General features: G+C 42.3%; 16 protein-coding genes. 4 read left to right on the top strand and 12 right to left on the bottom strand.

The genetic code is table 11. From position 1 onward, the window contains the following. Positions 1–20: 20 nt before the first annotated feature. The 7 genes from DK428_RS10805 to DK428_RS10775 form a co-directional block, all read right to left on the bottom strand. On the bottom strand, positions 21–2,258 hold the full coding sequence (locus DK428_RS10805; protein WP_109063903.1) for a transglycosylase SLT domain-containing protein: 2,238 nt from the start codon (positions 2,256–2,258) through the stop codon (positions 21–23). A gap of 94 nt (positions 2,259–2,352) precedes the next feature. Then, the gene (locus DK428_RS10800; RefSeq protein ID WP_109063902.1) at positions 2,353–2,649 is read right to left on the bottom strand and encodes a YciI family protein; all 297 of its coding nucleotides are present in this window, start codon (positions 2,647–2,649) and stop codon (positions 2,353–2,355) included. Positions 2,650–2,667: 18 nt separating this feature from the next. Next, positions 2,668–3,129, bottom strand: coding sequence for an acyl-CoA thioester hydrolase YciA (gene yciA / locus DK428_RS10795; protein WP_109063901.1), 462 nt, complete (start codon positions 3,127–3,129; stop codon positions 2,668–2,670). A 4-nt stretch (positions 3,130–3,133) separates the two neighbouring features. After that, entirely contained in the window at positions 3,134–3,685 is a 552-nt protein-coding gene (locus DK428_RS10790) for a septation protein A (RefSeq protein WP_109063900.1), read from the bottom strand. 6 nt (positions 3,686–3,691) lie between these two features. Then, the gene (locus DK428_RS10785; RefSeq protein ID WP_109063899.1) at positions 3,692–4,453 is read right to left on the bottom strand and encodes a beta-methylgalactoside transporter; all 762 of its coding nucleotides are present in this window, start codon (positions 4,451–4,453) and stop codon (positions 3,692–3,694) included. Between the two features lie 228 nt (positions 4,454–4,681). Next, complete coding sequence (gene recN, locus DK428_RS10780; protein WP_109063898.1) at positions 4,682–6,358, bottom strand: DNA repair protein RecN; 1,677 nt, start codon at positions 6,356–6,358, stop codon at positions 4,682–4,684. Between the two features lie 73 nt (positions 6,359–6,431). Then, positions 6,432–7,349 (bottom strand): NAD(+) kinase, encoded by a 918-nt coding sequence (locus tag DK428_RS10775; RefSeq protein WP_109063897.1) that lies wholly within the window; start codon positions 7,347–7,349, stop codon positions 6,432–6,434. Positions 7,350–7,480: 131 nt separating this feature from the next. Between DK428_RS10775 and grpE the strand changes: the two genes are divergently transcribed. Further along, a complete protein-coding gene (gene grpE, locus DK428_RS10770) occupies positions 7,481–8,056 on the top strand; it encodes a nucleotide exchange factor GrpE (protein WP_109063896.1) in 576 nt (191 codons plus the stop codon). Positions 8,057–8,164: 108 nt separating this feature from the next. Here the strand turns inward: grpE and mnmC are convergent, their stop codons facing one another. Beyond that, complete coding sequence (gene mnmC / locus DK428_RS10765) at positions 8,165–10,183, bottom strand: bifunctional tRNA (5-methylaminomethyl-2-thiouridine)(34)-methyltransferase MnmC2/FAD-dependent 5-carboxymethylaminomethyl-2-thiouridine(34) oxidoreductase MnmC1 (RefSeq protein ID WP_109063895.1); 2,019 nt, start codon at positions 10,181–10,183, stop codon at positions 8,165–8,167. A gap of 169 nt (positions 10,184–10,352) precedes the next feature. On the opposite strand from mnmC, the gene fabB reads away from it, so the two are divergent. Together fabB and DK428_RS10755 are read left to right on the top strand one after the other, a co-directional pair. Beyond that, positions 10,353–11,573, top strand: coding sequence for a beta-ketoacyl-ACP synthase I (gene fabB, locus DK428_RS10760; RefSeq protein WP_109063894.1), 1,221 nt, complete (start codon positions 10,353–10,355; stop codon positions 11,571–11,573). A 143-nt stretch (positions 11,574–11,716) separates the two neighbouring features. Continuing rightward, the gene (locus DK428_RS10755) at positions 11,717–13,567 is read left to right on the top strand and encodes an ATP-binding protein (protein WP_109063893.1); all 1,851 of its coding nucleotides are present in this window, start codon (positions 11,717–11,719) and stop codon (positions 13,565–13,567) included. 213 nt (positions 13,568–13,780) lie between these two features. On the opposite strand, the gene mglC is transcribed toward DK428_RS10755, so the two are convergent. The 4 genes from mglC to DK428_RS10735 all read right to left on the bottom strand — a co-directional run bounded on the left by mglC (position 13,781) and on the right by DK428_RS10735 (position 18,649). Next, positions 13,781–14,791: a galactose/methyl galactoside ABC transporter permease MglC gene (mglC, locus tag DK428_RS10750; RefSeq protein ID WP_109063892.1), complete on the bottom strand. Its 1,011-nt coding sequence runs from the start codon at positions 14,789–14,791 to the stop codon at positions 13,781–13,783. A gap of 18 nt (positions 14,792–14,809) precedes the next feature. After that, positions 14,810–16,348 carry a galactose/methyl galactoside ABC transporter ATP-binding protein MglA gene (gene mglA, locus DK428_RS10745; RefSeq protein WP_109063891.1) on the bottom strand — a complete coding sequence of 513 codons (1,539 nt, stop codon included), beginning with the start codon at positions 16,346–16,348 and terminating at the stop codon, positions 14,810–14,812. Positions 16,349–16,421: 73 nt separating this feature from the next. Then, entirely contained in the window at positions 16,422–17,414 is a 993-nt protein-coding gene (gene mglB, locus DK428_RS10740) for a galactose/glucose ABC transporter substrate-binding protein MglB (protein WP_012771653.1), read from the bottom strand. Positions 17,415–17,623: 209 nt separating this feature from the next. After that, positions 17,624–18,649 (bottom strand): substrate-binding domain-containing protein, encoded by a 1,026-nt coding sequence (locus DK428_RS10735; RefSeq protein ID WP_109063890.1) that lies wholly within the window; start codon positions 18,647–18,649, stop codon positions 17,624–17,626. 252 nt (positions 18,650–18,901) lie between these two features. Here DK428_RS10735 and galT point away from each other — a divergent pair, with 252 nt between their 5' ends. Next, positions 18,902–19,945, top strand: coding sequence for a galactose-1-phosphate uridylyltransferase (galT, locus tag DK428_RS10730; RefSeq protein ID WP_109063889.1), 1,044 nt, complete (start codon positions 18,902–18,904; stop codon positions 19,943–19,945). Positions 19,946–20,009: the final 64 nt, after the last annotated feature.

Below are 20,009 nucleotides of genomic sequence, written 5' to 3'. Positions count from 1 at the left end.
ATACTATTAAACTAGTGCGGCTAGTATAGCCGATCATATTCCTCATTGCTAAAGGTTTGTGGATCTTCTTTTTCTTGCAATATTTGATAGTAAAAATCGTAAGTCAGCACATTTTGAACATAACTACGGGTTTCATAGAACGGAATGGAGGCCACAAATTCATCCATTTCCAACTTACCATTGGCACGCGCCAACCATTTTTCCACGCGATGAGCTCCCGCATTATAAGCTGAGGCGATCAGAATGCGGTTATTCGGATATTTGGCGTTTAGCTCCGCTAAATGTGCCGTGCCTAACAAAATATTATTGAGCGGCTTAAATAAATCCGCCTCGCCCGCATAAGGCAATTTGGCATTGTCTGCTGTTGCTTTTGCCGTGCTCGGCAGAAGTTGCATTAAGCCCCGCGCATTGGTGGAAGATTGTGCTTGTGGGTTCCAGGCGCTTTCCTGACGAGAAATCGCCATGGCGAAACTTTTACTGACATTGGTATTTAGCGCGGCTTGCGGTTTGGTTTTGCTTAATGCCGGGCGGCTTTTGAGAGCAATATCATAATAATCGCTATAAGCAATTGGTAAGCGCAACTGAATGTAATCAAACGCTTTAGCAATGATGGAGCCATCCACACCTAAATCAAACCAGTTTTGTTGGTTGGCATATTGACTAAGCGCCATTTGTTTCTCTTTTTTGGCATCACCAGATAGATTTTCCAACAAGAAACGCCAACGCTGTTTAGCCGGGCCAAATCTTTCGAGTTGACGTAGTTCGGCAATTTCTTCCAATGCCGGTTTTACTTTTTTGAATTCATCAGCCCAATAAGGATCGGAGATACTCGGGGCAATAAGTAATTCAGGTTGACCGAAATCATAACCGTTGCCACGGGTTTTTGGATGTAATTTGGCGGCTGCCAACATTGGATAAAAACCGCGTTCGTCAGAAAGTGCGGTCAATATTTCTTTTGTTTTTTTGCTATCGCGTTTTGCTATTGTTTTGGCCTGCCAATAACGCCATTCCTGTTTTTGCTGACCTTCTGCTGAAAGTGCGTTGAGCCATGGGGTTAAATCGGTTTTTTGCCAAATGGCCATACGCAAACGGCGTTCGGTAAGGTTATCTGCTTTTAATTTGAGAATTTCCGCATCCCGCCATTGTTGAAAATTCGGGCTTTCATTGTCAAAAAAACGACCAAGAAAAGCAATTTCCCACTCACGAATTTGCGTATCTGTTAATTGCCAATTTTTTGCCCATTGTTGATAGAGGGCAAAGTTAGGCTCTTTCATTGTTTCCGATAGAGTGCGTAAATAACGAGGAAAGGTCTGCACCACTGCAAATTTTGTGACGATTTTGTTATTTTCTTCAATCAGCGGTAGTCTATCAGCCAATTCAGGCAGGGTTGCCGGATTTTTTAATAGGGATTCAAAGCGTTTTAAATTCGCCAAAACCATTTCGTCTTCCTTCGCACTATCAATTTTATTTAATTCCGATGATAGCAACGCCATCCCGTTCGCATCATTTTGGGCAAAGAGTTCCTCGGCTTTTTGGTAGATTTTATCTTGTGTCCGTTTGCCATCGGAATACCATTTTGCCCAGAGTTGCGCGTCATTAGGGAGTTTACCGTTGCTTAACCAAAGTTGTTCATAGCGGGAAATAATGTTTGAGTCGCTGTTGGCGTTTTGTTTTTTATTTGTTTCGTTTTTTGTGCGTTCAAGCTGAAGTTCGGCATTTAATACGGCTATTTGCATCTCCAAGGAACTTGGCTTAACGAGTTGTGTATAATGGACTAATCCTTCCGTATCATCAGCATTTATTAATAGTGTGAAAATGCCTTGTTCCCATCGATTACGTAAAAAATGCGTAGGATTTTGCGCGATAACTTGTTCGATTTCGTGTTTTAATGCCTTTACCTCTTCAGATGGCGTATCTTTACTAACGCTTTTAATGCGGGCATCAATGTAGATGGTTGTAGCATCCATTTGCAATGGATAGTCTTTTAAAGACTCAATGAGGTTAAGATATAACTCGGCGTTATCGGAAACGTTGTTATTTTTCACCGCACTTTTTAACAGATTTTCCAACTGTAAAAATGTTGCCCGCTGAGCTATGCGCTTGAGTTCATCCGCATTTTGGGCTTTTATCCATTTGGCCTGCTCATGGGCTAAATTCGGTTTATGCTCAGCCTTATGAGCCGATTGATTGCCTGATGCTGAAAATGAAAGTGCGGTCAAAATCAGTAGAGAAATGGAGGCTTGTTTCAAATATCGCATAGTCATTTTTCTTGTATATGAGTTGAAAACGGCAGTGTTTTTTATTGATGACACTCGCCCGAAGCGGCATGTGTCATCAAATTACATCACCGTATTAAAACACCTTTTTAAATGGTTTAATCGTTACATCGCCATACACGCCGGCTTCTACATAAGGATCCTGCGCAGCCCAATCTTTAGCAGCTTGTAAACTGTCAAATTTGGCAATAACGGTAGAACCGGTAAAACCTGCCTCACCCGGATTTTCATCATCAATCGCGGGATTTGGACCTGCAGTGAGCAAACGATCTTCGGCTTGTAGTTGTTTTAAACGTGCGAGATGTTGTTCACGTACGGCTAAACGTTGAGCCAAGGTGTTTGGTTTGTCTTGTGCAAAAATAACATAGTACATTTGTGAGTCCTCTTCTGATCATTGAGTGTGAATAGGGGGAAATACAGCTTCTAATTCGTGATTATTTTCACGCGGAATGGTTCGCGGTTTGCCAAATTGATCAACCGCAACGAAGGTGAATTCTGCGTCAGTTACACAATAACGCTCGCCAATCGGTTCGCTGGAAACTTTTTTCACCCAAACTTCCACTTTAACTTTAATTGAGCTACGTCCAATGTGTAAACATTGTCCATAGCAACATACCACATCGCCTACGGTCACCGGGCGAATAAAATTCATGCTTTCTACCGCCACGGTCACAACACGACCATGGGCGATTTCTTTTGCTAAAATGGCGCCACCCATGTCCATTTGTGACATAATCCAACCACCAAAAATATCACCATTGGCGTTGGTGTCTGACGGCATGGCTAAGGTTCTTAGCAATAGTGTGCCCTGTGGTTGTTGTCTGGTTTGAGTATCTACTAATTGATGCGACATAAGATTATTCCTTGTTTTGTTCTTGTTCGCTTTTCGGTAAATAGCGATAAATATAAAGGCCGGTGATGATGGTGGCAACAAATGTCATCCCGATAATACCGAAAGATTTGAAATCTACCCAAATATCGTTCGATAAATATCGGCTGATATAAATATTGACCAACATGCATAAAATGAAAAAGCCGCTCCAACCAAGGTTTAGATTCTTCCAAACTTGTTCAGGTAATGCAATTTCTTTGCCAAGTAATTGTTGAATCAATAATTTTTTGAAGCCGAATTGTGCGATCAACAAAACTAACGCAAATAGGGCATAAATAATAGTGACTTTCCATTTTAAGAATTCAAGATCGTTGAAATAGGCGGTGAGTGTACCGAAAAAGACAACCGCACCGGCCACGAATTTTTGCTGGGTTTCAATTTTGCCGTATTTCATTTTTAAAATAATGAATTGCACTATAGTCGCAATCACTAATGTGATTGCGGCTTCACGAATACCAACTAATTTGTAAACCGCAAAAAAGAGGATTAGGGGAATAAATTCAAGTAATTGTTTCATAAAGAATTAAGCTTTGCTAACGAATAGGGTATAAAAACGATAACTGATGATCAAGGCAAAGACATTAATAAATCCAAGTAAAACCATCATGATTATCTCTACAAATGCGTTAATGGATAAACCTACCAAGATATTTTCTATCATCGGGATAACAACATAAATAAGCAGACAAAAAATAAATAAAACGGAAAGACGTCCTTTGCCGGCGTGCCAAATGGTTTTCCAACTTTCAAAAAGCGAGTTTTCGGTCAGTAAATAATGAATCGGGGCCAGGCATAAGCGAATGTACAATGCGATACCGATAATCATGGCAAACATGGCGAGAGGCGAAGGGGATATGTTTTGTTGATTGGCGAGAAAAACTCCCGTTAAGCCAATCATCAAAGGAATAAAAATAAACAAACTAAGGAGGATTGTTCCCAAAATCCGTTTTAACGTAGTGACAAAACTGCTCGTCAAGGACATGAAAGCTCGTAGGCTCACTTGGTGAATCGTTACTAAACACCACGCGCCAATGAACAAATTCAGAAATTGTTTGCTTAAGAAAAATACGATGATGTTACTAATTAACTCATCGGGAATATTTTTTGGCAACCCATTTTGATTCAGTACAATTGAGGCGATTTGTTCCGGCAGGAGGACAGATTGTAAAAGTACAATTAAAAAAGAGGCGGCAACATAAAGCCCGATCAGTTTTATGAGGATTAGCTTTTCATTTTGAATAAAATTCCAGCTGTCTTTAATAATTTGGGTAAAATTTATTGGCATTTCATTTACTCAACTTAAGATAAAATAAGTGCCCAATTATACTGTCTTTAGGACTAAAAGCATAAAAAATCTGCATATCGACCCATCACAAGAAAAAGCACCTCAAATTTTTAGTCACAAATTTACCCGTAAATTAGTGTTTTTTCATAGCGCTATCGGCATAAGCAATGTTCAAAATCTATTGCTTTATTTCACCGCACTTTTCTCTATCTTTATTCCGTGTGGCGATTAAGCTGCCGCATCTAACATTTCCTTTGCATTGGCCAATACGGCGTCGGTAATTTTGCTACCGCCTAACAGTTTAGCCAAGGCGTTAACCCTTTGTTGAGCTGAAAGTGCGGTCATTTTTGTTTCCGTTTTGTGATCGACGGTAGATTTTTCTACGGAGAAATGATGTGTTCCGTGACAGGCAACTTGTGGTAAGTGGGTGACACAAATGACTTGGCATTTTTCGCTGAGTTTTCTTAATAGCTTACCCACCACATTCGCCGTGGCGCCACTGATGCCTACATCGATTTCATCAAAAATTAACGTTGGAATTGCCGTTTGATTGGAGGCTTGCACTTGAATAGCCAATGCAATACGGGAAAGCTCACCGCCGGAAGCAATTTTGGCGAGTGGTTGTGCGGTTTGCCCTAAGTTACTTTGCAATGTGAAAATCGCATTGTCCGCACCATTTGCGCCGATCTTGTCATAGTCACTATGTAGCTCAATAAAAAATTCTGCGTGTTCCATGGCCAACTGTTTACTGGATCTTGTAACCAATTGTGCTAATTTTTGTGCACCGACTTGACGACTTTGATGAAGTGCGGTTGCTGTTTCCAACATTTTTTCACGGGCAATCTGTTCTTGCGCGATCAATTCTTCTTCACTTTCAGAAAAATTCACTAATTGGGCTAATTCCTGCTTTAGCTGACGATGAAATTCTACTAAATCTTGCGGTTTAATATTATGTTTGCGTGCCAGTTGTACCGCTGTACCCATGCGCTGTTCGATTTCGGCTAATAATGCAGGATCTTGTTCAATATGACTGCTTAGCGATTGTATTTCATTGGTAGCTTCTTGTACTTGAATTAAGGCCTCATGTAGCAGATTTTGCACCTCGGCATAACGATTATCCAATTCACACAATTCGTTTAAATGTTGTGTAGTGCGATAGAGTAAGGAATCCACACTCACCGTTTCATTCTCACTTAACAATTGCAAGACCGACTGTGAAAGTTGGGTAAGCTCTTCGCTGTTGGATAAGCGGGTGTGATCTTCTTCTAATTCCGCGTATTCATTCTCTTTTAAATTAAACTCATCCAGTTCACTGACTTGATATTGTAAAAGCTGTTTTCGAGCTTCATTTTCCGCGCATTTTTGTTGGAAGGTTTTCACTTGATGTTGCAGGTTTCGCCATATTTGATAGTCGGCGCTCATTTGCTGCAAAAGTACGGTGTGGTGACAAAAATTATCAACGAGCTGGAGTTGATATTCGTTTTTTAATAACAATTGGGAGGCGTGCTGGCCGTTAATTTGAATCAGATGTTGCCCAATATCTTTTAGTTGCGCAGCAGAAACAGGAATGCCGTTAATAAAGGCTTTTGACCGTCCGTCACTGTTAATGATACGCCGTAAAATACATTCTTCCGGATTATCGGCGTCTTGCAGTTCTTGTTCCTGCAGGAATTGATAGGCAGGATTGTTTTTGTTGATATGAAAGGTGGCGCAAATATCGGCGCGCTCTTGTCCTTCGCGTAACATGGAAATTTCCGTACGCTGGCCGAGACATAGCCCTAAGGCATCAATAGCAATGGATTTTCCCGCGCCGGTTTCACCGGTAATTACGGACATTCCCTGCATTAATTCAATGTTTAAATGACGAACGATAGCAAAATTATTAATTGTGAGTTGGGTCAACATAAGTAATCCTCTTTACTGTATGTTTGTCAGTATATTACTGTTTTAATGTACAGTAAATAGGCTTTGTTGATTTTTAAGAAAAGTGACGTAACCAGCCTAATTTTGTACTTAACACCTTGTAATAATTGTAACTTTTGAGGTGCAGTAAACGGAGCGGATAATCACATTTTTGAATATGCACAATATCATCAGGCCCAAATGGAAGGGCGACTTGGCTATCACAACCTAATTCCAATTTTGAGGTGTTGTATTCTGCAAAGCGAATGGAAATTTTGCTGTTACCATCCACCACCAACGGGCGTGAAGACAATGTGTGCGGAAACATCGGCACCAACGCAATGGCGTTCAGTTGTGGTGTCAGAATAGGGCCGCCGGCAGAAAGGGAATATGCCGTTGAACCGGTAGGCGTTGCAATAATTAATCCATCGGAACGTTGGGAAAAAGCAAATTGATCGTTGATATGCACATGAAAATCAATCATGTGGGCAATTTTGGCCGGGTGAATTACCGCCTCGTTAACGGCAATGCCACTTGCAATGATTTCACCGCTTCGCTCGATACAGGCATTAAGTAAAAAACGTTCCTCTACAAAAAATTCACCGTTTTTCAAACAAGCTTGCAATTGGGAATACGTATTTTTAGGATCAATATCCGTCAAAAAACCTAAATTGCCACGGTTAATGCCAATTAGTGGAATATTATATTTCGCCAAAATACGCGCACGTCCCAACATATTGCCATCACCGCCAATTACAATGGCCAACTGAGCGGATTCGCCAATTTCTTCTAACGAAGCCAAATGTTTGGGCGGAAGCTCGATTTTTTTGCCGATGTCCTGTTCAACTAAAACGTGATAACCATGCTCCAACAACCAAAAAAATAGGTTTTTGTGCATTTGCAGGTTAATGTCATGGCGCGGTTTTCCCACAAGTCCAATGGTTTGAAATGATGTATGTAAGGTTTGGGGTTTGGCCGTATTTGGCGTATTCATATTTCTTTGTCGTTACTTGAATTCAATAAATTGGGCACTATATTACACCCAATCACCCTGACTTGCCAGCAAGTGCAGGGGGTAAGATTTTTTGTTATAATCGTCCAACTTTTATTTAATGGAGAATGACAATGGCAGACGAGCAAAAAACAGATAACAACCCGGAATTAGAACAGGAAATTCAACAAGAAGAACCCATTCAAGAACAAAACCAAACTGAAGATCCACTAGAAGAAGCTATTGCCCGAGTACAAGAACTGGAAGCACAATTAGCGGAAACCGCTAAAAAAGAACAGGACTTGTTATTACGCACCCGTGCTGAAATTGACAATATTCGTCGTCGTACTGAACAAGATGTGGAAAAAGCCCACAAATTCGCGTTAGAAAAGTTCGCCAAAGACGTTTTAAACACTATTGATAACTTAGAACGCGCGCTCGCAACGCCCAGAAATGCTGAAGATGAAAGCGTCAAAGCCTTATTTGACGGTGTTGAACTCACCTTAAAAGAACTATTGGCAACGGTAGCCCGTTTCGGCGTAGAGCCTGTGGGAGCTGTCGGCGAGACCTTCAATCCGGATTTACACCAAGCCATTTCTATGCAATCGACAGATGGTTTTGAAAGCAACCAAATTACCACTGTGTTACAAAAAGGCTACTTGCTAAACGGTCGCGTGATTCGCCCGGCAATGGTGATGGTGGCGGCGTAAGTTAAACCAACGCAGAGCAAAGTGCGGTCGTTTTTAAAAACGTTTTAAAATCTGACCGCACTTTAAGAGTAAAGCAAAAAGGAGACGTTTTAAACGTCTCCTTTTTGCTTAAAGTTCAGTGATAGACGTCCCTTTCAGCAATTTACGCGTCCAACTACGACTTGCGGATAGGTGGTGAATTAAGTCTTCGCTCAGCGGCAACGGTTCGTTATAGATAAGCGAAGCTAAAGTTTCACCCAATATCGGGGCGGAGGTTAAACCGCGTGAGCCGAGTGCACCGATGAGATATAAATTCGGAAATACAGCGGCGGAGGGAATTGGTTGTTTACGACGGCGTAAGTTAAACAGATTTTTATAATCCACGCATTGCTGTTCAAAATTCGGCACATTGCCCATCATCGGGATACGATCGCGCACGGCGCAACGCACGCCGATTCGCGCCAGATTGGCAGACGTATCCACCTCTTTCACCCAAGGCATACCCTCTAGGTTCTTTTGGATTTTTTCCTGATTTTCCCGCTGTTCCTGCTCGCTAAAGGTGCGATCAGCGCAATCATGCACATGGCTGGCGCCAATGCAATGGCTGGTTTTAGCCTGATCGGCAGGGGTGAGGTAGCCGTCGTAACAGAGTACGGATTTCAGTTTCAGCAGATGCTCTGACGTGGGAATCTGGCTGACTTGCCCACGCACAGCATAAAGCGGTAGCGACTGCGTTTGAGGAAATTCATGCAGTTGATGACCGTTGGCGAGGACGACGATTTGATGATAGAACGCGTCGTTTTCAGCATTTGTCACCAGCCAGCCGTTTTTGTGAGGGGAAAGTGCGGTCACTTTTTGCGATGTTTTTATGATGAGCCCGTGTCGCTGCAAATAAGCAAACAGATTCTGCACAAATTGTTGTGGTGCAAGCCATCCGCCTTGTGGAATAAATCCGCCACCACAAGGTAACGGGAGACCGACTTTAGCGCTTAATTCTGCTTGGCTTAGGCGTTGATAAAGGCTTTCAGGCAGCTGAAGTTGTGAAACTTTCTGTAATTTAACCGCACTTTTTTCGTTATATCCGCACAGTGCCACACCACAAAATTCATGTTCAAATTCAATGAGGTTTTCGGCGTTACGTAATTGTTGTAAGCCGTAAGCGAAAGCCTGTATGTAAAAGCGAATGTTGCGTTCGTCATCGTCGCTCAGTTGCGGATAAAACGCGCCTTGTTTGTTGCCGGAGGCGTTCATCGCCGGCTGTGGTTCTTCTAAATAAAGGGTGACGTTCGCGCTACGTTGCATTAAGGCGAATGCGGTAAATAAGGAGGCTATGCCGCCACCCACAATGGCAACATCTGCCACGCCTTCAAATTGGGCAGGTTGTGGCAAATACCATGGGGTGAAAAGTGCGGTCGGTTTTTCAAGTGTTTTTTCGCCCACCAAGCATTCCCGTTTTTTGCCGTAACCTTTGCGCTTTTGAACGCTGAAACCGGCATTTTCCAAGCCTTTGCGCACCGCGCTTGCGGCGGTAAATGTCGCGAATGTGCCTTGCGGTTTGGTGTAACGATACATTTGCGTATAAAGCGCGTCATTCCACATATCAGGATTTTTACTCGGGGCAAATCCGTCTAAAAACCACGCATCGATTTTGTCACGCATATAATCGCCGAGCTGTGGCAAATTGTCGTGAATATCACCAAACCAAAGATCGAGCGTGGTTTCCTCAAAATGAAAACGATAGCAACCTTCAATGGGATCCAACCAATGCTGCTGTAATTGTGCGGAGAGAGAGGCAAATTGCGGATAATGTTGATGAGCACGCGATAGGGCTTCTGTGGTTAGCGGATATTTTTCAAAGGAAATAAAAAATAGGCGTTGTAATGTTGCCTGTGGAAATTGTTGTCGAAACTCACGAAACAGCGTGGTGACAGCCAAAAAATTTAGCCCGGTACCAAAGCCCGTTTCGGCAATAATAAAATACGCTTGTTCATGTTTCTGCCAACGTTGCCACAGTTGATTGCCCTGTTGGAAAACATAACGGCTTTCCTCCAAACCGTCTTGGTTAGAAAAATAAACGTCATCAAATTGGTCGGAAATTGGCGTATTTTCTTGATTGAAATGAATGTCGGCATGAGTCACTAAGCGCATTGAGCGTGATTCCTTTGGTTAGTTTTCTGTGTCTAATATGATACGCCGATTTTGCCTAACTGGTCTAACGTTATAATTAATGCTTGCAATATTTTGATTTCATAGTAAATTGCGTTCAGCTAACAAATGTAAGTCGAAATCAATTTTCCAACCCATTAAGGAATAACGAATGAAAAGAGCAGTAATTACAGGATTAGGTATTATTTCCAGTATTGGTAACAACAAAGAAGAAGTATTGACTTCATTAAAAACAGGTAAATCCGGTATTGAAATCGTGCCTGAATTTATTGATATGAAAATGCGTAGCCATGTGGCAGGTACCGTTAAATTAAATCCAAGCGAGTTAATCGATCGTAAAGTATATCGTTTCATGGGAGATGCCGCCGCTTATGCTTACCTTTCTATGAAAGAAGCCATTGAAGATTCTGGTTTAACCGAAGAACAAGTGTCTAACGAACGTACCGGTTTGGTGATTGGCGCCGGCACAGGTTCTGCTCACAACCAGTTAGTGGCTTGTGATGCTGTGCGTGGTCCGCGCGGTGTGAAAGCGGTTGGTCCTTATGCGGTAACCAAAACCATGGCCTCCAGCGTATCTGCGTGTTTGGCGACACCATACAAAATCAAGGGTGTAAGTTACAGTATCAGTTCCGCTTGTGCTACTTCAGCACACTGTATCGGCAACGCGTTAGAATTAATCCAATTAGGTAAACAAGACATTGTGTTTGCCGGCGGTGCAGAAGAATTATCTTGGGAATGCGCTACCGAATTTGACGCGATGGGCGCAGTGTCTACCAAATACAATGAAACCCCAACCAAAGCCTCCCGTGCGTACGATGCAAACCGTGACGGTTTCGTGATTGCCGGCGGCGGCGCAGTGGTTGTCGTAGAAGAATTAGAGCACGCGTTGGCGCGCGGCGCGAAAATTTATGCGGAAATCGTCGGTTATGGTGCAACTTCCGATGGTTATGACATGGTGGCGCCAAGCGGTGAAGGTGCGGAACGTTGCATGAAACAAGCCATGGCAAACATTGACACACCAATCGACTACATTAACGTGCACGGTACATCGACTCCGGTAGGTGATGTGAAAGAATTGGGCGCGATTAAAAACGTATTCGGCGATAAAATCCCGGCGATTTCTTCCACCAAGTCTATGACAGGTCATTCTTTAGGGGCTGCCGGTGCGCACGAAGCCATTTATACCTTGTTAATGTTAGATAACGATTTTATCGCACCGAGCATTAACATCGAAACGTTGGACGAGCAAGCCGTTGGTTGCAACATCGTGACTGAAACGAAAGAAAACGCCGGTTTACAAACCGTGATGTCCAATAGCTTCGGTTTTGGCGGAACTAACGCGACTTTAGTCTTTAAACGTTACAACGGTTAATCCTTCAGGTTAATTTCTCTTAGAAGTGCGGTCGAAATTCAATGTGTTTTTCGACCGCACTTTTTTGTCTTTGCAAAACTTTCCCGCTAGGGCTGTACAATTAAGGTACAATAGCCATCATTTTTCTTTTGTCACGGAATGCTATGAAAAATATCAAACATTTTGCCCGTCGTTATGTGGATTGGGTGATTCGTCTAGGGAAAATTCGTTTTTCCGTTTTGGGTGTCACTGTGTTGGCCGTGTTGGCGCTTTGCACACAAATTATCTTAAGTGTCATTTTCGTTGGAAAAATTTATTGGCAGGATCTTTTCCGTTCTATCGTGTTCGGTATGATTTCCGCGCCTTTCGTGATTTATTTTTTTACCTTATTAGTGGAAAAATTGGAGCACTCCCGTTTGGCGTTGTCCCATTCCGTTGAGAATTTGCAAAAAGAAATCGAAGAGCGTCTTTTGGCGGAAAAGCGCTTGTCCGCGGCTTTAGACAAAGTAGAAAAAATTAACCGCGACAAAACCACGTTGATGACGACCATCAGTCATGAGTTGCGCACGCCGTTAAACGGTATTATTGGCTTAAGCCGAATTTTATTGGAAGAACAACCCACCGAACACCAACAGAATTATTTAAAAACTATCAATAGTAGTGCCGTTTCACTGTCACATATTTTCAGCGACATTATTGATTTGGAAAAAATTGACGCCCGCCGAATCGAATTACATCGAAAAGAGACGGATTTTTACGCTTTGCTTAATGATATTAGCAATTTCGCCTTATTAATGGCGGAAGAAAAACGCCTTGAATTTCATTTGAATTGCCCGTCAACCTTGCCAAACTGGCTGATGTTGGACGGTGTTCGGCTTAATCAGATCTTATGGAACTTGATTACCAATGCGGTGAAATTTACGCAACAAGGTAGCGTAACGTTATCCGTTGAACAAACCACCGACAATGAATTTGCCATTCGGGTAACGGATACCGGCATTGGTATTGATGAAGCGGATTTAGAAAAAATCTTTGAGCTGTATTATCAGGTTAATTCTAATCGCAATAAATCCCTGGGTAGTGGCATTGGGTTGTCGATTTCTAAAACTATCGCACAGCTAATGGGGGGCGATTTAACCGTTACCAGCGCGATCGGCCATGGTTCTACCTTCCTGTTGACGTTTAAGGCGGAAGAAGCTTTACCTCCATCGGATGAAAACAGCAAGTTACCATTAAAGCTGAATATCTTGTTGGTGGAAGATATTGAAGTCAATGTGGTGGTGGCAAAATCCTTGTTGGAAAAATTGGGTTATCAAATTGATGTCGCCATGACCGGCGCGCAGGCCATCGAAAAATTTGAGCAAAACTATTACGATTTGGTGTTTTTGGATATTCAATTGCCCGATATGTCAGGTTTTGATATTGCCACCTACCTGCGCCAAAACTATGAAAACGGCACCTATGATTTCCTCCCGCCGTTAATTGCATTGACAGCTAATGTGGTGCAGAAAAAAGAGGAATATTTGGCGCAAGGTATGGATGATGTCATCCATAAACCGCTTTCTTTGGACGAATTGAATCAGTGTCTGTTTGATTATTTCGGTGAAGAAATTACCAAGTTTGAGCTTACTGAAACCAAACAGCTGCAAGTATCTTCCGATTTTGATACGAAAATGCTGGGCGAACTGGTGGAAATGTTAGGCGTGAATTTTGTGCAAAATAACCTAACATTATTTGAACAGACTATGGATGGGTATATTATTGAATTACAACAAGCCTACCAAGCCTATTTGCAAGATCCCAAACAGCAAAGCAATGTACTTTCCTCAGCCCATAAAATCAAAGGCGCCTTGGCTTCCGTTGGCTTAAAACGCTTACAGGAAATTGCCTCGCAGGCACAAAACGCCGATACAGAACAATGGCAGGATAATATCGCAACCTGGGTGAATCTGTTGGCGACTGAATGGCAAGGCGAGGTAGATAAATTGCGGGTATGGTTAAGTGAATGTAAATAGAAATCGCTGTTTTGTGACCGTATCCAGGCTTTTTTTGTAGGGACAACTTTATTCGTACCCTTGTGGTCTAAGCGTGGAAGCTTGAACCATCAGATGACTAAACATCATCGGTAAGTTCTCAAAGAGATTTTCAAATGACAAAAAATAACGACCGCACTTAATAAAGTGCGGTCGTTTTTTATGCTGTTTTTCAATTTTTTATGAATCGGAAGATTATTTTTTCTTCGCGTATTTCAAGGAGTCGATAGCCACAGCAAGAATGATGATGCTACCTTTGATGATATATTGCCAGTAAGGGTTAACGCCGATGTAAGTTAAGCCGTAGTTGATTACGGTGAAGATAATTACCCCGGTGATAACGCCGACAACCGTTCCCACACCGCCGGCAAAGGATACGCCACCCACTACGCAAGCTGCAATAGCATCCAATTCATACATGAAACCGAGGTTGTTGGTGGCGGAACCGATACGTCCGGCTTCTAACATTCCACCGAAAGCATAGAACATACCTGCGATGATGTAGATAACAACAAGGTTGCGTGCGACGTTTACGCCGGACACTTTGGCTGCTTCAGGGTTGCCGCCGATAGCAAAGATATTTTTACCGAAACGGGTTTTATTCCACATGACCCAGACGAAGAAAGCACAAATTGCCGCATAAATAGTGATGTAAGAGAGCTTAAACGATCCTAGACGAATAAAGCCTTGAGCGAAGGTAGAGAAGTTTTCGCTGAAACCGGCAATTGGAGAACCGCCCACGGCATCGTAGTAAAGGGAGTTGAAACCGTACACGATGATCATGGTGCCCATAGTAGCGATAAACGGTGTTACTCTTAAGTAAGCGATAACCAAACCGTTGACTAAGCCGATGACAGCGCCGACGGCACAAACGGCGAGGATCACCACCGGAATTGGAATTTCACCGAGATCAGGGAAAACACGGTTCATGTTTTCCATGGATTGTAACATGGTCGCAGAGATTACCGCGGCGAGACCGACCTGACGACCGGCAGACAAGTCGGTACCTTGTGTCACCAATAAGCCTGCAACCCCAAGGGCGATAATTAAACGCACGGAGGATTGGGTCAGAATGTTACTGAAGTTAACCAAGTTAAGAAATGTCGGATCTTGTGCGATGATGATGCCAAGTAAAATCAACAACACAAAATAAATCGCATTTTGTTTTAGGAAATCGAATGATTTATTTTTTTCTAAGGCACTCATAATTTGTTCCTTTATTATTTATAAATATTTTGCGGCGAGTTGCAAAATTTCTTCTTGAGAGGTTTTTGCAGTTTCAACGATACCGGCAACTTTACCGTTACTCATCACGAGAATACGGTCGGTTACCCCAAGGAGTTCAGGCATTTCGGAGGAAATCATGATGATACCTTTATCCTTTTTCGCCAGTTCCTGAATTAATTGGTAAATTTCAAATTTCGCACCGATATCAATCCCACGGGTCGGTTCATCGAGCATTAAGATTTCCGGTTGGGTGAGTAACCAACGACCGATAATCACTTTTTGTTGGTTCCCGCCGGAAAGTGAACCAATGGAGGTTTTGTGTGACGGGGTTTTCACATTCATTGAATCGATAACCCATTGTGTGTCGCTACGCATTTTTTTGTTGCTCAATAATTTCCATGGTGTGAGATAGGATTTCATGTTGGAAATTAATGAGTTGAATTCAATGCTCAAGTTGGAATAAATCCCGGTGGAGCGACGTTCTTCAGTCACTAAGGCAAAACTATTGTTAATGGCTTCAAGTGCGGTGTGATTTTTCACTGTTTTTCCATTCAGTTTAATGGTGCCGTTTTTCACTTCACGCACACCAAAAATCGCTTCCACTACATCAGTACGTTTGGCTCCTACTAAACCGGCAATACCGAGAATTTCGCCTTTACGTAAATCAAAACTGACATCTTGGATAGAAGGTTGATTAAGTGCAGTCAGATTTTCCACCTTTAAAATCACTTCCTTCGGCACATTCGTTTTTTCCGGGAAGCGTTGGGTGAGTTCACGGCCTACCATCATGGACACGATTTGTTCCATGGTGGAGGTTTTCACCGGTACGGTATTGATCCATTTGCCATCGCGTAGAATGGTGATTTCGTCACAAATTTTGAAGATTTCATCCATTTTGTGAGAAATGTAAATAATACCGCAACCGCGATCTTTTAATTTTTGAATAATTTTAAACAGATGCTCCACTTCTTTTTCGGAGAGTGAGGATGTCGGTTCATCCATAATCACGATTTTAGCGTCATAAGAAAACGCTTTCGCAATTTCGATCATCTGCATTTGTGAAACGGAAAGTTTGGCCACTTTTTCTCTTGGATCAACGTCAATGTCCAATTCATCAAAAATGGCTTTGGTATCACGGTACATTTTTGCGTGATCCACAAAAGGCCCTTTAAGCGGGTAACGACCAAGCCATAGGTTATCCATCACGCTGGTTTGACGCACGAGGTTAAGCTCTTGGTGCACCATGGAAATACCGTTTTCTAAGGCTTCTTTTGAGGTTTTAAAATTCACGGGTTTGCCTAAAAACAAGATTTCACCTTCGTCTTTAGCGTAAATGCCGAATAAGCATTTTAACAACGTGGATTTACCCGCACCGTTTTCCCCCATCAATGCGTGTACAGAATGCGAACGGACGCTTAAGTTTGCGTGATCTAAGGCTTTTACGCCCGGAAAGGACTTGCTGACATTAGTCATGGTAAGCAGGACTTCGCCGTCTTGATTTTGGCTTCCGCTTTGACTTTGAATTTGCGCTGTCATATCCAACCTCATAAATAAAGGGGAAGGGACATAAGTTCTGTCCTACGCTTCCCCTTACATTAATAAAACAAATTTATTTTAAGAATTCTGATAAGTTATCTTTATCTACACCAACATAAGGAACGCGTACAACACGATCTTTAAGTTCCCATTTTGTGCCTTCGGTAGCCGGTTTGCCGTTTGCCAAGTTGTTAGATAACTCAACAACCGCTTTACCTTGGTTTACACCGTCATTTAACACAGTACCGGCAAGGTCGCCTTTCTTGATCAGTTGTAATGCTTCAGGTAGGGCGTCAACACCGAAAATCGGTAATTTTTTACCGTGTGCTTTGGTTGCTTCTAATGCGCCTAATGCCATACCGTCGTTGTTAGAAATGATCACTTCAATGTCATTCGCTTTAGAGCTGGATAACCAAGCATCCACTTTATCTTTCGCCAATGCTGCATCCCACATACCGGTATCAATGAAGAGTTGTTCGGTTTGAATGCCTTGAGCGTGTAATTGTTCTACCACATATTTTGTACGCGCTTCCGCATCCGGGTGGCCCGGTTCGCCTTTTAATAAAACATACTGGATTTTACCGTCTTTGTTTAAGTCTAATGCCGGCATTGCTTTCCATTGTTTTGCAATTAAGTCACCTTGGATAATACCGGATTCTTTCGGATCGGTACCTACAAAGTAAGCGTTATCATAAGATGCGATAGCTTTTGCGCCAGGATCTTTATTGAAGAAAACAACAGGAATATTATCCGGTTTGGCTTTGCCGATGATGGTTGGAGCTGCAGATGGGTCAACTAAGTTAATCGCAAGGGCTTTTACGCCTTTGGAAAGTAACACGTCAACTTGGTCGTTTTGAATAGACTGCGCGTTTTGGGAGTCATTCATCAACAGTTTCACGTCTTTTAATTGATCTGCACCTTTTTGAATTTCTTTACGCATTAAAGACATAAAGTTATCGTCATATTTGTAAATGGTTACACCAATACGGGTTTCTGCTTGTGCGGCGCTGATGCCTGCGCCCAAAGCGACTGCTAAAGCAACTGCACTTAAAACTGTTTTTTTCATAATGCATAGTCTCCATTTAACTATATTAAAATTGGATAGAGGTATTTAAGGTGATAATTTTTAAAGAATTATTATCAATTCTTACCTTTTTACACTGCAATCGCTACTCAGGTAATTGCGCGTAGGATACAGTTTTTTTCGACTCAAGACTGTGATCATATTCACATTTATGAAAACGATTACATCTTTAGCACAAAAATAATACAATTTTAGCTCTTTTCACTGCTGTGATAGGCGTTTTCCACAGAAAAACGTCTGACCAACGTCGGATTAAACTGCGGGTTAATCGGCAAAGAAATCGTTTTATCTACCAGACTAAGAGCTAATTTGGCCGCATAGTTTGCCATTAAATCAATAGGGTAGCGAATGGTTGTTAATTTAGGCACCAAATAACGGGCGATAGGCATATCGTCAAAGCCAATAATAGAAAATTGTTTTGGCACTTTTATGTTATTTTCATTTAGCACGGATAAAGCCCCTGCAGCCATAGAGTCATTGTAGGTGACAACAGCAGTTAAATTATCGTCATAACTCAACAGATTAATCATGGCTTCTTCGCCACCTTCAAAATCCGGTGAGCTATGTACGATAGCGTTTTCAGCAACAGGGATGTGATGTTTTGTGAGGGCATCTAAATAGCCTTGTTTACGATCCGCTTCATCATTAATTTGATGATTAGAACCGATATAAGCAATATGCCGATGTCCCGCCTTTATTAAGGTGGTAGTGGCGATGTAGGTGCCTTTTTGGTTATCTAAACTCACACAACGGGATTCATAGTCTTTAATACAACGATTAATAATCACCATGCCGGGCACACTTTCTAAGTAAGCCGCCAAGGTTTGATCATCTAGGGCCTTGGAATGCACCACTAAACAATTACAACGTTTGCGCAGTAGCGTATCAATGGCTTCTTTCTCTTTTTCTGCCTGATGATATCCCATGCCGATCAAAATATTTTTGCCGTGTTCCATGGCAACGTGATCCACCGATTTTACTAAAATAGCAAAAAATGCGTCCGTTACATCCGTCACCACGACACCTAAAGTATCGGAGTTTTGAGAAGCTAACGCTTGGGCGTTAGCATTAGGGCGGTAATCCAGTTGCTCAACAGCACTAAGCACCGCAAGACGGGTGTCTTCTCTCGTGGACGGATGGTTATTTAGCACTCTGGATACTGTTGCAACCGATACGCCGGCCTGTTTTGCGACATCTCGAATCGTTACCGTGGCCATAAAACACCTTTTGATTTTCAATTGAAATTTACCAAATCATAATCTTAAATAATGTTATTTGAAAACGCTTACTTTTAAAATTGCCGGGTTCGTCACAAATTTTTTATATTTATAGAAGGTTTTTAGTATAAAGCACGAATAAAATCTGTTTTTGTGATCTTGTTAACAGTTTATTTTGCTCAATGTGGTATTTTATGTCATATTTTTTGTAATCGTTTTCATAAATTAAATACAACTGAACAGAGGTACATTATGACAACTGTTTTTGACCCTACCGAACACCCACATCGCAGATATAACCCGTTGATTGACCAATGGGTTTTGGTTTCTCCTCATCGCGCTAAACGTCCATGGCAAGGGCAACAAGAAAAAGTGAGCGAAGAACAAAAGCCAAGTCATGATCCGAATTGCTATCTTTGCCCGCGTAATAAACGCATTACCGGTGAGCCTAATCCCGATTATCACAAACCTTATGTGTTTAAAAATGACTTCTCCGCGCTGTTAGAAGACACGCCAGCACCGCAGCAGAATGACAATCCGTTATTCCAAAGCTCGCAAGCGCGCGGGGAAAGTCGCGTGATTTGTTTTTCACCCGACCATAGTAAAACGTTGCCATTATTGACCGCACTTGAGATCGAAGAAGTCATTAAAGTCTGGCAAGAACAACTCCGTGAGCTTGGTCAAAAATACCAATGGGTACAAATCTTTGAAAATAAAGGCGCCGCGATGGGCTGTTCTAACCCACATCCACACGGACAAATCTGGGCAAACAGTTTCCTGCCGAATGAAGTGGCGAGAGAAGATAAAGCACAACGGGAATACTATGAAAAATACGGTTCCGTGCTGTTAGTGGATTACGTTCAACAAGAATTGGCCCGCAAGGAACGTATCGTTGTGGAGACAGAACATTGGGTTGCCGTGGTGCCGTATTGGGCGGTTTGGCCGTTTGAAACCTTGTTGTTGCCAAAAGCACAGGTTAAACGCTTAACGGAATTAAGTGACGCTCAAGCGAAAGATTTGGCGGTGATATTGAAAAAACTCACGACCAAATATGACAACTTATTTGAAACCTCTTTCCCGTATTCCATGGGTTTCCACGCTGCACCGTTTAACGGCGAAGAAAATGAACATTGGCAACTGCACGCTCATTTCTATCCGCCGCTTTTACGCTCCGCCACTGTGCGCAAGTTTATGGTGGGTTACGAAATGCTCGGCGAAAGCCAACGTGATTTAACCGCTGAGCAAGCAGCAGAAAGACTGCGTGCGTTGAGTGAAATTCACTATAAACTGAAATAATGCGCCCAATTCCCCTCTTTACAAAAGAGGGGAGCTGATTGAGCAATACTTGAAGATAAAGGAC

Source organism: Aggregatibacter kilianii, from assembly GCF_003130255.1.
In the GTDB taxonomy this organism is placed as follows: domain Bacteria; phylum Pseudomonadota; class Gammaproteobacteria; order Enterobacterales; family Pasteurellaceae; genus Aggregatibacter; species Aggregatibacter kilianii.
The sequence above is the reverse complement of the archived record's forward strand: the minus strand, read 5'-3'. Positions and strand labels throughout refer to the sequence as shown.

What these genes read in the sequence shown, in the direction of transcription:
- DK428_RS10805 (WP_109063903.1), bottom strand. Translation starts at nt 2,258, where the DNA reads ATGCGATATTTGAAACAAGCCTCCATTTCTCTACTGATTTTGACCGCA.
- DK428_RS10800 (WP_109063902.1), bottom strand. Translation starts at nt 2,649, where the DNA reads ATGTACTATGTTATTTTTGCACAAGACAAACCAAACACCTTGGCTCAA.
- yciA (WP_109063901.1), bottom strand. Translation starts at nt 3,129, where the DNA reads ATGTCGCATCAATTAGTAGATACTCAAACCAGACAACAACCACAGGGC.
- DK428_RS10790 (WP_109063900.1), bottom strand. Translation starts at nt 3,685, where the DNA reads ATGAAACAATTACTTGAATTTATTCCCCTAATCCTCTTTTTTGCGGTT.
- DK428_RS10785 (WP_109063899.1), bottom strand. Translation starts at nt 4,453, where the DNA reads ATGCCAATAAATTTTACCCAAATTATTAAAGACAGCTGGAATTTTATT.
- recN (WP_109063898.1), bottom strand. Translation starts at nt 6,358, where the DNA reads ATGTTGACCCAACTCACAATTAATAATTTTGCTATCGTTCGTCATTTA.
- DK428_RS10775 (WP_109063897.1), bottom strand. Translation starts at nt 7,349, where the DNA reads ATGAATACGCCAAATACGGCCAAACCCCAAACCTTACATACATCATTT.
- grpE (WP_109063896.1), top strand. Translation starts at nt 7,481, where the DNA reads ATGGCAGACGAGCAAAAAACAGATAACAACCCGGAATTAGAACAGGAA.
- mnmC (WP_109063895.1), bottom strand. Translation starts at nt 10,183, where the DNA reads ATGCGCTTAGTGACTCATGCCGACATTCATTTCAATCAAGAAAATACG.
- fabB (WP_109063894.1), top strand. Translation starts at nt 10,353, where the DNA reads ATGAAAAGAGCAGTAATTACAGGATTAGGTATTATTTCCAGTATTGGT.
- DK428_RS10755 (WP_109063893.1), top strand. Translation starts at nt 11,717, where the DNA reads ATGAAAAATATCAAACATTTTGCCCGTCGTTATGTGGATTGGGTGATT.
- mglC (WP_109063892.1), bottom strand. Translation starts at nt 14,791, where the DNA reads ATGAGTGCCTTAGAAAAAAATAAATCATTCGATTTCCTAAAACAAAAT.
- mglA (WP_109063891.1), bottom strand. Translation starts at nt 16,348, where the DNA reads ATGACAGCGCAAATTCAAAGTCAAAGCGGAAGCCAAAATCAAGACGGC.
- mglB (WP_012771653.1), bottom strand. Translation starts at nt 17,414, where the DNA reads ATGAAAAAAACAGTTTTAAGTGCAGTTGCTTTAGCAGTCGCTTTGGGC.
- DK428_RS10735 (WP_109063890.1), bottom strand. Translation starts at nt 18,649, where the DNA reads ATGGCCACGGTAACGATTCGAGATGTCGCAAAACAGGCCGGCGTATCG.
- galT (WP_109063889.1), top strand. Translation starts at nt 18,902, where the DNA reads ATGACAACTGTTTTTGACCCTACCGAACACCCACATCGCAGATATAAC.